This is a genomic window from Streptomyces sp. GESEQ-4, assembly GCF_017948455.1.
Taxonomy (GTDB): domain Bacteria; phylum Actinomycetota; class Actinomycetes; order Streptomycetales; family Streptomycetaceae; genus Streptomyces.
Genome location: NZ_JAFFSU010000015.1, coordinates 158,492 through 171,005, shown reverse-complemented (window position 1 = coordinate 171,005; position 12,514 = coordinate 158,492). Strand labels below are relative to the sequence as shown.

General features: G+C 70.2%; 9 protein-coding genes. 2 read left to right on the top strand and 7 right to left on the bottom strand.

Annotated elements, in window-relative coordinates:
- Positions 1-52 precede the first annotated feature (52 nt).
- On the bottom strand, positions 53-1,468 hold the full coding sequence (proS, locus tag KCH48_RS27215) for a proline--tRNA ligase (protein WP_210577447.1): 1,416 nt from the start codon (positions 1,466-1,468) through the stop codon (positions 53-55).
- 200 nt (positions 1,469-1,668) lie between these two features.
- On the opposite strand from proS, the gene KCH48_RS27210 reads away from it, so the two are divergent.
- The gene (locus tag KCH48_RS27210) at positions 1,669-2,526 is read left to right on the top strand and encodes an SAM-dependent methyltransferase (protein WP_210577446.1); all 858 of its coding nucleotides are present in this window, start codon (positions 1,669-1,671) and stop codon (positions 2,524-2,526) included.
- Here KCH48_RS27210 and ftsH read toward each other — a convergent pair.
- The 5 genes from ftsH to KCH48_RS27185 all read right to left on the bottom strand — a co-directional run bounded on the left by ftsH (position 2,523) and on the right by KCH48_RS27185 (position 10,413).
- Positions 2,523-4,454, bottom strand: a complete 1,932-nt coding sequence (gene ftsH, locus KCH48_RS27205; protein WP_210577444.1) for an ATP-dependent zinc metalloprotease FtsH — start codon at positions 4,452-4,454, stop codon at positions 2,523-2,525. The two genes, KCH48_RS27210 and ftsH, sit on opposite strands and share 4 nt — an antisense overlap.
- Before the next feature lie 104 nt (positions 4,455-4,558).
- Positions 4,559-6,109: a signal recognition particle protein gene (ffh, locus tag KCH48_RS27200; protein ID WP_210577442.1), complete on the bottom strand. Its 1,551-nt coding sequence runs from the start codon at positions 6,107-6,109 to the stop codon at positions 4,559-4,561.
- 219 nt (positions 6,110-6,328) lie between these two features.
- The gene (locus tag KCH48_RS27195; protein ID WP_210577441.1) at positions 6,329-8,779 is read right to left on the bottom strand and encodes a [protein-PII] uridylyltransferase; all 2,451 of its coding nucleotides are present in this window, start codon (positions 8,777-8,779) and stop codon (positions 6,329-6,331) included.
- Between the two features lie 24 nt (positions 8,780-8,803).
- Positions 8,804-9,142, bottom strand: coding sequence for a P-II family nitrogen regulator (locus tag KCH48_RS27190; RefSeq protein WP_003997576.1), 339 nt, complete (start codon positions 9,140-9,142; stop codon positions 8,804-8,806).
- Positions 9,139-10,413 carry an ammonium transporter gene (locus KCH48_RS27185; protein WP_246885956.1) on the bottom strand — a complete coding sequence of 425 codons (1,275 nt, stop codon included), beginning with the start codon at positions 10,411-10,413 and terminating at the stop codon, positions 9,139-9,141. Before KCH48_RS27185 ends, KCH48_RS27190 begins: the two co-directional genes overlap by 4 nt.
- On the opposite strand from KCH48_RS27185, the gene KCH48_RS42390 reads away from it, so the two are divergent.
- Positions 10,382-10,543: a hypothetical protein gene (locus tag KCH48_RS42390; RefSeq protein WP_246885969.1), complete on the top strand. Its 162-nt coding sequence runs from the start codon at positions 10,382-10,384 to the stop codon at positions 10,541-10,543. The two genes, KCH48_RS27185 and KCH48_RS42390, sit on opposite strands and share 32 nt — an antisense overlap.
- 242 nt (positions 10,544-10,785) lie before the next feature.
- Here KCH48_RS42390 and KCH48_RS27180 read toward each other — a convergent pair whose 3' ends face one another.
- Positions 10,786-12,261, bottom strand: a complete 1,476-nt coding sequence (locus tag KCH48_RS27180; RefSeq protein ID WP_210577437.1) for a hypothetical protein — start codon at positions 12,259-12,261, stop codon at positions 10,786-10,788.
- Positions 12,262-12,514 lie beyond the last annotated feature (253 nt).

The window sequence follows — 12,514 nt, the reverse complement described above, 5'->3', positions numbered from 1 at the left end:
ACCTGCGTTCGCGCGATGCGCAAGAGGCGTTTCGGTCGGCTCCGCCCATGGCTCAGTAGGCTCGCGCGACGATCGCGACGTTACCGGGTGCGTCATCGGCGTCCGGCACCGACCCGTCCTCGGCGACCAGACACCGTACGGTCACCGCGTGCTCACCCAGCTTGGCCTCGCCTTCTTCGCCGAGGGCCGCCCACGGGACGCGGGCCCAGCCGCCGGCGGTCGTCGCGTCGACGGCCTCCTCGATGCTCGACACGTCGGACGTACGGGACTCACGGCGCTCGCGGGACTGGGTCAGCAACAGCGCCTGATCCTCTTCGAGGATCGTGGGGAGCAGTCGTACGAGCGAGTCGATCGCCACCGGCTCCTTGCCGCCGGGGATCCGGCGGGCCAGCATCGCGGTGCCGTTCTCCAGGTCACGGGGGCCGACCTCGATGCGGACCGGCACGCCCTTCAGCTCCCAGTCGACGGCCCGGCGCCCGAAGGGGGTGTCCGTGCGGTCGTCGACGTGGACGCGGATGCCCGCGGCCTTCAGCCGGTCCCCGATCTCGCGGACCTTGGCCAGAACCGCGTCATCGCCCTTGATCGCGAGGACGACGGCCTGCACCGAGGCGAGGCGCGGCGGGACCCGCAGGCCGTTGTCATCTCCGTGAGTCATCACCAGGGCGCCGATCATGCGGGTGGTGGACCCCCAGGACGTCTGCCAGACCAACTCCTGTCTGCCGTCCTTGGACAGGTACCGGGTGTTGAAGGCCTTGGCGAAGTTCTGGCCCAGCTCATGGCTGGTGGCCAGCTGGAGGGCCTTGCCGTCGCCCATCATCGCCTCGAGGGTGAGGGTGTTGAGGGCGCCCGCGAAGCGCTCCTTGACGGTCTTGCGGCCGGGGACGGAGTCCATGGCGAGGACGTTCACCATGAAGTCCTCGTAGACCTCGCGGTGGATGTGCGCGGCGAAGTCGCGGGCGTCCTCGTAGGTGGCGTGCGCGGTGTGGCCTTCCTGCCACAGGAATTCGGTCGTACGGAGGAAGAGGCGGGGCCGCAGTTCCCAACGGACCACGTTCGCCCACTGGTTGATCAGCAGCGGCAGGTCGCGGTAGCTCTGCACCCACTTCGAGAAGTAGTCGTTGATGATCATCTCGGAGGTGGGGCGGACCACGGCCGGCTCTTCGAGCTCCTTGCCGCCGCCGTGCGTGACCACGGCGAGTTCGGGCGCGAAGCCCTCGACGTGCTCGGCCTCCTTGGCGAAGTACGACTGCGGGATCAGCAGCGGGAAGTACGCGTTCTGGGTACCCGTCTCCTTGATGCGGGCGTCCATCTCAGCCTGCATCCGCTCCCACAGCCCGTACCCGTACGGTCGGATCACCATGGTGCCGCGCACCGGACCGTTGTCGGCCAGTTCGGCCTTGGTGATCAGATCCTGGTACCAGCGCGGGAAGTCGTCCGCCCGCGGGGTGAGTACGGGTGCCTTTGCCATGGCGAGATGGTACGGGCCCACGTTGCCGGAATGTGAAATCTCGCCACTCGTACAACGAACCCACAAGCCGGGCGGCACAACCCTCTGGACGAGGGCGCGGACGGGGAGTTTCCTGGCATACGGGGGGCGCAGCGAGCGCACGTCACGGGGTCTACGGAATCGGGCACAGCGGCAACTCTCGTCGGATTGGGGCGCTTTACATGACACCTACGCTCGTGCGGCAGCACCTGTCTCCTGCGGGCCACGGGCCACGCGTGGATCTGTGTGCACGCGCGCGTGACTGGTCCGAGATCCAGGAGCGGATGCTGGTCCCGCTCTTCGAGGCCGTCTACGAGCGACTGCAAGTCGGCGTCGGCACACGGCTCCTCGGCCTCGGCTGCGGATCCGGGCTGGCCCTGCTGATGGCAGCCTCCAGAGGCGCCGCCGTCACCGGTGTCGAACCCTCCTCCCCGCAGCGGCTCGCCCTCGCGCGGGAGCGGCTGCGGCCCGAGGCGTGGGGCACGCGCGCGCGTGCGAACACCCGGCTCGTCGACGGCTCACCGCGGGACGCGGCCGGCGCGGCGACACCCGCGTACAGCCTGGTGACCGCTTTCGAGCCCATCGGGTGTCTCGCGGGCGACTCGGAGGGACTCCGCGAGCTGCTCGAGGCAGCGGCACCGCTCGCCGAGCGGGGGGCGCCCGTGGTGCTGGCCGGCTGGGGTCCGCCGGAACGTTGCACCACGTCGTCCGTGCTGCGAGTGGCCGCCAAGCTGGCGGATCCGCTGCGCAGCGCGGGCAGTTGGCGCCCCGCCCTCCGCGACGACCTGGAGGAGGTCGCCCAGCGAGCCGGCCTCAAGCCCGACGGTTCGGGCCGGGTGGCGTGCCCCTTCGGCTACGCCGACATGGACAGCGCGCTGCGCGGACTGCTGTCCACGGGGCTCTTCGACGCGGCGATCACCGCGACGGACCAGGCCCAGGTCGACAAGGAGCTGACGGAAGCCCTGCATCCGTATCTGCGGCGGGACGGGACGGTATGGATGCCGAACGTGTTCCGCTACCTGATCGCCCGCACGCCCTAGGTATCCACGTCCTTCGCCAGGCGTGTGATCCCCGCGATCCGGTACGCGTCCGCCTCCTCCAGCGTCTCGTTCTCCAGGAGCGCCTGGGCGAGGGCGTCCAACTGGCCGCGGTGGTCCCGGAGTTTACGGAGGGCCTCCTCGTAGCACTCGTCGACGATGCGGCGCATCTCGTGGTCGATGACGTCGAGGGTGTGCGGGGCGGCCGCGAGCCCGTACGCCTGCTGGGCGTCGCTCGGCAGGGCGGAGAGCCGGCCGACGCGCTCGCTCATGCCCCAGCGGGCCACCATCGCGCGCGCGATGGTGGTGACCTGTTCGAGGTCGTTCTCCGCGCCCGTGGTGACGACGCCGTAGACCACCTCTTCCGCCACCATGCCGCCCAGTGCGCCGATGATGCGGCCGCGCAGGTACTCCTCGGAGTGCGCGTACCGCTCCACCTCGGGCGTGGACATCGTCACCCCGAGCGCCCGGCCACGCGGCACGATGGTGATCTTGCGGACGGGGTCGGCGCCGGGCTGCAGCATGCCGAGGAGTGCGTGCCCGCTCTCGTGATAGGCCGTGCGCCGGCGGTCCTCCTCGGGCATCACAAGGGTGCGCTCGGCGCCCAGTTGCACCTTCTCCAGGGCCTCGGACAGGTCCGAGGCGGTCACCTGCTCCTGCTTGCGCTTGACCGCGAGCAGAGCCGCCTCGTTGGCGAGGTTGGCCAGATCCGCACCCGTCATCCCCGGGGTCGTACGGGCGAGCCGGGTCAGATCCACGTCCTCCGCGAGCGGTATCCCGCGGGTGTGGATCCGCAGGATTGCCTCGCGTCCGCCGCGGTCCGGCGGGGAGACGTTGACCACCCGGTCGAAGCGGCCGGGCCGGGTGAGCGCCGGGTCCAGGATGTCGGCGCGGTTCGTCGCCGCTATGACGACCACACCCTCCGAGCCGGAGAAGCCGTCCATCTCCGTGAGGATCTGGTTCAGCGTCTGCTCGCGCTCGTCGTGACCACTCACCGACGCGCCGCCGCCGCGTACCCGTCCGATGGTGTCGATCTCGTCGATGAAGATGATCGACGGCGCCACCTTGCGCGCCTCGGCGAACAGTTCCCGGACTCGGGACGCGCCGACGCCGACGATCATCTCGATGAACTCGGACGCGGATGCGGAGAAGAAGGGCACCCCCGCCTCGCCCGCCACCGCCCGCGCCAGCAGGGTCTTGCCGGTGCCGGGGGACCCCGCGAGCAGCACGCCGCGCGGCATCTTCGCGCCCATCCTGCGATAGGCGTCGGGGTGCTCGAGGAAGTCGACGACATCGTCCAGCTCGCCCTTGACCTCGTCGATGCCGGCCACGTCGGCGAACGTCGTTCGCTGGGTCCCCGGTCGGAGCTCGACCGGCTTGGGCGGCGCCCTGCGGCCGAGCATGCGCCCCGCACCGCCCCCGGCCATCCTCCGGGCGACGAGGATCCACGCCACGACGAGGATCACGATCGGCACCAGGGAGATCAGCACGTTGGACAGGAGGCTGCGCTCCTGCACGACCGGCCGCGCGGTCACGGTGACGTCGTGACTGCTCAGGTTCTGCCAGAGGTCATCGTCCGCGAAGGCCGGGCGCTGTGTCCTGAACTTCGTGTAGTCGCCGCTGCCCTCGGGGTTGTCCCGGGCGTTCTTGAGCTGGCCCTGGATCGCGTCGCCCTTGGAGTAGATCTTGGAGACGTTGTCGCCGTCGACCTGCTTGCTGAACTCGGTGTACGAGATCGTCGGCTCGTCGCCCGCGCCGAGGTACGTCAGCCCCACGTAGGCCAGCAGGAACACGATCGCCGCGGTAAGGAGCAGACCCCACCAGCGCGGGCGTACGCGTCGGCCACCGGACCGTCCGGTCGGCTCGTCCGGCGTGCCCTCGGTGCGCCACGGCTGGTCAGGTGCCTTGCGTGGTGGCGCGGCATTGCTCATATCTGGACGTTAAATCACATGTCCAGCCATGGCACGCGCTGAGGGCACCTCCACGGAGAGAGGCGCCCCCAGCGTCGTACGAACCAATCCACACGGACCGATCGTCAGCCCATGAACTTCTTGAACTCGTCCGGCAGCTCGAAGTCCTGCGGGCCTTGCTGCGGCACGCCGAACGCGTTGCCGCCCTGAGCGGCGGCGGCGCGGCGGGCGGCCTCCTCCTGCTCCTGCTGCTTGCGCTTCATCGGGTTGCCCGAGCGCTGCTTGCCCTTGGCCTTCTTGGGCTGCTTCTTCGACCGGCCGGGGCCGCCGCCCATGCCCGGGACGCCCGGCATCCCGGGCATGCCGCCGCCCTGGGCCATGCGGGACATCATCTTGCGGGCCTCGAAGAACCGCTCGACCAGGCCCTTGACCGCGCTGACGTCGACGCCGGAACCCTTGGCGATACGGGCGCGCCGCGAGCCGTTGATGATCGTCGGCTCCTGGCGCTCGGCCGGGGTCATCGACTTGATGATCGCGGCCGTGCGGTCGACGTCCCGCTCGTCGAGGTTGTTGATCTGGTCCTTGATCTGGCCCATGCCGGGCAGCATGCCGAGCAGCTTGGAGATGGAGCCCATCTTCCTGACCTGCTCCATCTGGGCCAGGAAGTCGTCCAGGGTGAAGTCCTGGCCCTTCTTGGACGCCAGCTTGGAGGCCATTTTCTCGGCCTCTTCCTGGCTGAACGTCTTCTCCGCCTGCTCGATCAGGGTGAGCAGGTCACCCATGTCGAGGATGCGGGAGGCCATCCGGTCAGGGTGGAAGGCGTCGAAGTCGTCGAGCTTCTCGCCGTTCGACGCGAACATGATCGGCTTGCCGGTGACCTGGCGGATCGACAGGGCCGCACCACCGCGGGCGTCACCGTCGAGCTTGGAGAGCACCACGCCGTCGAAGCCGACGCCGTCGCGGAAGGCCTCGGCGGTGTTGACCGCGTCCTGGCCGATCATCGCGTCGACGACGAAGAGGATCTCGTCGGGCGAGACCGCGTCCCGGATGTCCGCGGCCTGCTGCATCATCTCCTGGTCGATGCCCAGGCGGCCGGCGGTGTCGACGATCACGATGTCGTGGACCCGGGTCTTCGCGAACTCGATGGAGTCCTTGGCGACCTTCACCGGGTCACCGACGCCGTTGCCCGGCTCCGGCGCGAAGACCGCGACGCCGGCGCGCTCGGCGACGACGCTGAGCTGGTTCACGGCGTTCGGGCGCTGGAGGTCGGCGGCGACGAGCAGCGGCGAGTGGCCCTGCTCCTTCAGCCAGTGACCGAGCTTGCCCGCGAGGGTCGTCTTACCGGCACCCTGCAGACCCGCCAGCATGATCACGGTGGGCGGCTGCTTGGCGAAGCGCAGACGACGGGTCTCGCCGCCGAGGATGGTGACCAGTTCCTCGTTGACGATCTTGAGGACCTGCTGGGCCGGGTTCAGCGCACGGGAGACATCGGCGCCGAGGGCACGCTCCTTGACGTTCTTGATGAACGTGCGTACGACGGGCAAGGCGACGTCCGCTTCGAGGAGCGCGATGCGGATCTCGCGGGCCGTGGCGTCGATGTCCGCCTCGGACAACCTGCCCTTGCCGCGGAGGTTCTTGAAAGTCGCGCTGAGGCGGTCGGAGAGGGTATCGAACACGGTGGCGTCGGTCCTCGGAGTCGGGAATGGAACGGGCTGCACTCCAGAGTATCCGGCCGTACAAGACACTCGTCCCCGCCAGCCGCATTCAGCGGGCGGGGACGAAACCCCCGCGTCGACGGGGAGCAGTTGGAAACCCTCTCCGATCGGCTTTCCGCGACCGGACCACCCCCGCGCAGCGGGGAACACATCCGCTCAACGCGTAACGCGACCGCGAGGTCACGCCCGCAGCGTCTCCTCCAGCTTCCGTGCCACCGCTCCCGCTTCCTCGGTCGGCAGCGGTGCGCCCTTCGCACCGGTGACGTAGAAGGCGTCCACCGCGTTCGCGCCCAGCGTCGACACATGCGCGCTGCGGACCCGTACGCCCGCGTCCTCCAGCGCGCGTCCGATCCGGTGCAGGAGTCCAGGCGCGTCGTGGGCGCGCACCTCGATGACCGTCGCGAGCCGCGATGCCGCCCCCGCTGCGACCGTCACCCGGGGTGGCGGTGCCACGACGCCCCGGCGCCGGGGATAGGCCGCGTCGCGCTCGGCTAGGCGGCCCGCGATGTCGAGGGAACCGTCCAGGGCGCGTACGAGATCGGCGCGCAGCCGGGCGGCCTGGGGCAGGGAGCCGTACTCGGCGGCGACCCGCCAGTCGAGGAGCAGGACGGACCCCTCGACGCCGTCCGGCAGGTCCAGGGCCCGCAGTTCCGCGGTCCGTACCGTCAGCCGGTGCATCGCCAGCACACCGGCCACGGCGGGCAGCACGCCCTTCTGGTCCGGTACGGCGATGAGGAGCTCGACGCCGAGCGGTTCGGGCTCGCCGGTCGGCTGGTCCTCCGTCGGCGGCTCGGTCTGCGCGCGCAGCGACAGCACGGGGCTGCCGGTCGCGACCGCCTCGATGGCGAGCCGTTCCTGCTCGGCGGTGGGCGCGGCGGCCTCCGGTTCCTCCGGCACGTCCCCGGCGAGCACCGCCGAGACCCGCTTCACCAGGTCGGCGACGAGGGATCCGCGCCAGGACGACCAGGCGGCCGGGCCGGTGGCCAGCGCGTCCGCCTCGGTCAGCGCGTGCAGCAGCTCCAGCGTGCCCTGCGTGCCGACCGCCTCGGCGACCGCGCGCACGGTGGCCGGGTCCTCCAGGTCACGCCGGGTGGCCGTCTCGACGAGCAGCAGGTGATGCCGTACGAGCGTGGCGAGCACGGCGACGTCCTCGCGGTCGAAGCCGATCCGGGCCGCCACGTCGCGGGCGATGATCTCGCCGGCCACCGAGTGGTCGCCGGGCCAGCCCTTGCCGATGTCGTGCAGCAGCGCGGAGACCAGGAGCAGGTCGGGGCGGCTGACCCGGCGGGCGAAGTCGGAGGCGCGGACGGCGGTCTCGATGAGATGCCGGTCGACGGTCCAGATGTGCACGGCGTTGCGCTGCGGGCGGCAGCGGACCCGCTCCCAGTCGGGGAGCATGCGGGTGATCAGGCCCTCGGCCTCCAGCGCCTCCCACACCTCGATAGTGGGACGGCCGGAGCCCAGCAGGGTGACCAGCTGCTCGCGTGCCTCGGCGGGCCAGGGCGTGGGCAGGGGGCGTGTGGTGGCCGCCATGCGCCGTACGGCGTGCAGGGAGAGCGGCAGGCCGGCTTCCGCAGCGGCGGCAGCGGCGCGCAGGGGCAGCACGGGGTCGCGTTCGGGGCGCGCGGCGCGGGCGAGCACCACCTCGCCGTCCTGTTCCACCACGCCCTCGGCCAGCGGGGACCGCTCGGCGACCGGCTTCCCGCCGCCCAGCATGGCGCGCAGCCGCGGCCGCACGGCTCGCGACCGCAGCACGCGCCCCACTTCACGCCAGGTGACATCGCTCGCATACGACACGACGCGCGCCGCCTCGTACACCTGCCGCAGCAGGGTGTCGGCGTCGAGGAGTCCCAGCTCGGCGGCGACCTGGTCCTGCTCCTGGAGGGACAGCCGGTCGGTGGCCCGGCCCGTCGCCAGATGCAGGGCGTCGCGTACGTCGAGCAGTCGGCGCCGGGCGTCGTCGAGGCCCTCGCGCGGGGCGTCGGCCAGCCAGGAAGCGGCGACGGCGCGCAGGGCGGTGGCGTCACGGAGGCCGCCGCGGGCCTCCTTCAGGTCCGGCTCCAGCAGGTACTGCAGCTCACCCTGGCGCTCGGCGCGCTCGGCGCACAGCTCCTGGAGCTCGGGGAGACGTTTCGGCGCCTGGTTGCGCCAGTCGGCGAGGACAGCCGTGCGCAGTCCCGCCGTCAGGCCGAGGTCGCCCGCGATGTGCCGGGCGTCCAGGAGACCGAGTTGGACTTTCAAATCCTCGGCGGCGGTCTTGCGGGCCTCGGCCGGTGTCCGCACCGAGTGGTCGAGGGCCAGGCCCAGGTCCCACACCGGATACCAGATGCGGTCGGCCAGCGCAGCGACCGCGTCCGAGTCGGTGCCGTCGTGCAGCAGGAGCAGATCGAGGTCGCTGCGCGGGGACAGCTCGCCGCGGCCGTAGCCGCCGACCGCGATCAGGGAGGCGCCCTTGAGCCCGTCGGCGCCCGCCCCGAACAGCCCCGACAGCCAGTCGTCGGTCAGTTCGGCGAGGGCTGTACGGCGCGGCGGCCCGGACCGCGCCCCCTCTTGGAGGAGGCGCAGCCGGGCCGCCGCGTAGCCGCTGGGTCCCGAGTCCTCTGCTTCCGTACGTACGCCCGTACTCGTCACCCAGCGACTCCTGTTCTTCTTCTCTTACAGCGCGTCGGGTCCGCGCTCGCCGGTCCGGACCCGTACGGCCGTCTCGACCGGGAGGGACCAGACCTTTCCGTCACCGATCTTGCCGGTACGGGCGGCCTTGACGATGACGTCGATCAGCTGCTCGGCGTCGTCGTCCTCGGCGAGGACCTCGATACGGATCTTGGGGACCAGGTCGACCGTGTACTCGGCGCCCCGGTAGACCTCGGTGTGGCCCCGCTGACGACCGTAGCCGCTCGCCTCGGTGACCGTCAGTCCGTGGACCCCGAAGGCCTGGAGGGCTTCCTTGATCTCGTCGAGCCGGTGTGGCTTGACGACGGCGGTGATGAGCTTCATGCGTCCACCTTCTTGGACTCAGACGCGGGCGGGGCCGGGACGGCACCGCGGTCGTAGCCACCGCCGGCGCCGCTGAAGTCGTATGCGGTCTCGGCGTGCTCGGCCTGGTCGATACCGGCGACCTCCACGTCCTCGGGAACCCGCATGCCGATGGTCTTGTCGAGGATGAAGGCGAGGACCGCGGAGACGATCAGGGAGTAGGCGAGGACGGCGAAGACACCGGCGCACTGCTTCCAGAACTGGTCCAGGCCGCCGCCGTAGAAGAGACCCTCGACCTCGGACTGGCCCTTGCCGCTGGCCAGCAGGCCGACGAGCAGGGAGCCGACGACACCGCCGACGAGGTGGACGCCGACGACGTCGAGCGAGTCGTCGTAACCGAGCTTGTACTTCAGGCCGACGGCCATGGCGCACAGCAGACCGGCGACGACACCGACGACGATCGCGCCGATCGGGGAGACCGCGCCACCGGACGGGGTGATCGCGACCAGACCGGCGACCGCGCCGGAGGCGGCGCCCAGCGTGGTGAACGCGCCGTGGCGGATCTTCTCGTAGACCAGCCAGGCCAGCATGGCGGCGGCGGTGGCGACCTGCGTGTTGACGAACATCAGCGCGCCGACGCCGTCGTCGTTGCCGAGCCACGAGCCGGCGTTGAAGCCGAACCAGCCGAACCACAGCAGACCGGCGCCGAGCATGACCAGCGGCAGGCTGTGCGGGCGCATCGGGTCCTTTTTGAAGCCGACGCGCTTGCCGATGACCAGGATCACGCCGAGCGCGGCGGCACCGGCGTTGATGTGGACCGCCGTACCACCGGCGAAGTCGATCACTCCGAGCTCGAAGGCCCAGCCGCCGGTGCCCCAGACCCAGTGGGCGACCGGGAAGTACACGATCGTGGCCCACAGGGCGACGAACAGCGCCCAGGCGGTGAACTTCACGCGGTCCGCGAGAGCACCGCTTATCAGGGCGGGCGTGATGATCGCGAACATCAGCTGGAAGACCATGAAGGCGAGGACCGGGATGGTGTAGCCGGACCACAGGTCACCGGTCTCGATGCCGCTGAGTCCGACGTAGTCCGAGGTCCAGCCGATGATGCTGCCGTTGTCAGACCCGAAGGCCATGGAGAAGCCGTACAACACCCACAGCATGGTGACGATGCCGATGCTGATGAAGCTCATCATCAACATGTTCAGGGTGCTCTTGACCCGGACCATGCCGCCGTAGAAGAAGGCGAGACCGGGGGTCATGAGCAACACCAGCGCCGAACAGATCAGCATGAACCCGGTGTTTGCGGCAGACAGCGTGGGAGCGTCTGCGGCTAGCGTGATGGCGGCTGATGCCATCGGCGTCTCCTCGTCGTTGGTACGGCCCCGTGCGGGCGAAGCCTTGAGCGGATTTGAGGCGTGAGCCGGTTTATGCGCCCTGAGATTGGCGCAGCGCCGTTTCGATGGAAGCCCCTCGTTGTTTCGCCGACGTGACGAAGGCGCCCTGCGTGTTACGCATCGATGAACTGCCGGATGTCGGGTCGCGCGATCGTTATCGTGGCGCAACCTTCCGGGTCCGGCCACGGCCGGCCTTCCGAATGACCTGGCATGGGGGAGCCGAGTCGGGCAGTCGGGAGGGCCGGCCGCGGCCGGGGTTCTGAGGTGTCAGACCGCTTCGGCGGTCTCGGGCAGCTCGATGGCGAGCCGGTCCGTGAGGTCCACGACCTCGGCGAGATCACCGAAGTCGCGTACGGCCGTGTCGACCGTCTTTCGGATACGAGTGTTCACCCGCTCGGAGCGGACCTTCTTGGCGATCTCCATGGCCTCGACGGCGAGGACGGAGGCCTGCTCGGGCTCCCGTCGCAGCAGATACACGGTGGCCATCCCGATCGCGTTCAGCGCATACGACCGCTGATGCTCGGTGTCCTTGGCGAAGAGGTCGACGGCCCGCTGCATCAGGGGCTCGGCGAGGGACGCGTAGGCGGGGCTGCGGCCCGCCACATAGGCGAGGTCGCGGAAGGAGTGGGAGTTCTCGCCGTACAGCTCGGCCTCGGAGAAGAAGCGGATCCAGTCGGGGTCGGGCTCGTCCCACTCGCCGGCCTCGCCGAAGGTGTCCTCGGCCATCCGCACCGCCCGCTTACACTTGCCGGGCTGGCCCATATTGGCGTAGGCCCGGGCCTCCATCGCATACAGCATCGACTGGGTGCGGGGGCTCGCGCAGTCCCGGCTGCCGTACTGCGCGAGGTGGATCAGCTCCAGCGCGTCATCGGGCCGCCCGAGGTGGATCATCTGGCGGCTCATGCTGGACAGGATGTACGAGCCGAGCGGCTTGTCGCCCGCTTCCTTCGCGGCATGCAGGGCGAGGACGAAGTACTTCTGCGCGGTGGGCTGGAGTCCGATGTCGTACGACATCCAGCCGGCCAGCTCGGCCAGCTCGGCGGCGACCTTGAACAGCGTGCGGGTGGTGGACTCGGGCTGGGGCTCCTGAAGGAGGTCGGTCACCTCGTGCAGCTGGCCGACGACGGCCTTGCGGCGCAGGCCGCCGCCGCACTGGGCGTCCCACTGGCGGAACATCACCGTCGTGGACTCGAGGAGCTCCAGCTCGGGCTTGGACAACCGGCCGCGCGCGCGTGAGGACGGGACGGACCCGGGCTCCGGCTGCGGGGCCTGCGGCGCCGGCACCAGCCAGCGCTGCATCGGCTCGATGAGGGACGGGCCCGCGGAGAGGGCCAGCGAGGTTCCGAGGAAGCCGCGCCGCGCCAGCATCAGGTCGCTGCGCGAGAACTCGCTGAGCAGGGCCACGGTCTGCGGGCCCGTCCAGGGGAGGTCGACTCCGGTCGCGGACGGTGACTGGCGGGCGGCGCGCAGTCCCAGGTCCTCGACGGAGACGACACATCCGAACCGCTCGGAGAACAGCTCGGACAGGATCCGGGGGATCGGCTCGCGCGGATTCTCGCCGTCCAGCCAGCGACGCACCCGCGAGGTGTCGGTGGAGATGTGGTTGGCCCCCAACTGGCGTGCCCTGCGGTTCACTTGCCGCGCGAGCTCGCCCTTGGACCAGCCGCTGCGCACGAACCACGAGCCGAGCAGCTCATTGGGGCGCTTGTCAGCGTTCGTCCCGCTTCCGCCGTTGCCGCCCACTGGAACGCCCCCATCCCTGAGACCACTTGTCGCCGAGTGCGCCAAGCCCTATCAGAATGCCGGTAAATAGGGCCGCCCGTCCGGTAGTTGTCACCCTTCGAACGGAAACCCGAGTTGCCTCCGGCATACCCACGAGTGCATGTGCCCCCAGGACTCGTGCACTCACAGTAATCCTACGATCACGCCTCCAGCCATGGCGATCCCGGAAACGCCACCATTCGCCACCCCTTCGAATGAACTCACGGTGGCTGGT

What these genes read in the sequence shown, in the direction of transcription:
- proS (WP_210577447.1), bottom strand. Translation starts at nt 1,468, where the DNA reads ATGGCAAAGGCACCCGTACTCACCCCGCGGGCGGACGACTTCCCGCGC.
- KCH48_RS27210 (WP_210577446.1), top strand. Translation starts at nt 1,669, where the DNA reads ATGACACCTACGCTCGTGCGGCAGCACCTGTCTCCTGCGGGCCACGGG.
- ftsH (WP_210577444.1), bottom strand. Translation starts at nt 4,454, where the DNA reads ATGAGCAATGCCGCGCCACCACGCAAGGCACCTGACCAGCCGTGGCGC.
- KCH48_RS27190 (WP_003997576.1), bottom strand. Translation starts at nt 9,142, where the DNA reads ATGAAGCTCATCACCGCCGTCGTCAAGCCACACCGGCTCGACGAGATC.
- KCH48_RS42390 (WP_246885969.1), top strand. Translation starts at nt 10,382, where the DNA reads ATGAGCAACACCAGCGCCGAACAGATCAGCATGAACCCGGTGTTTGCG.
- KCH48_RS27185 (WP_246885956.1), bottom strand. Translation starts at nt 10,413, where the DNA reads ATGCTGATCTGTTCGGCGCTGGTGTTGCTCATGACCCCCGGTCTCGCC.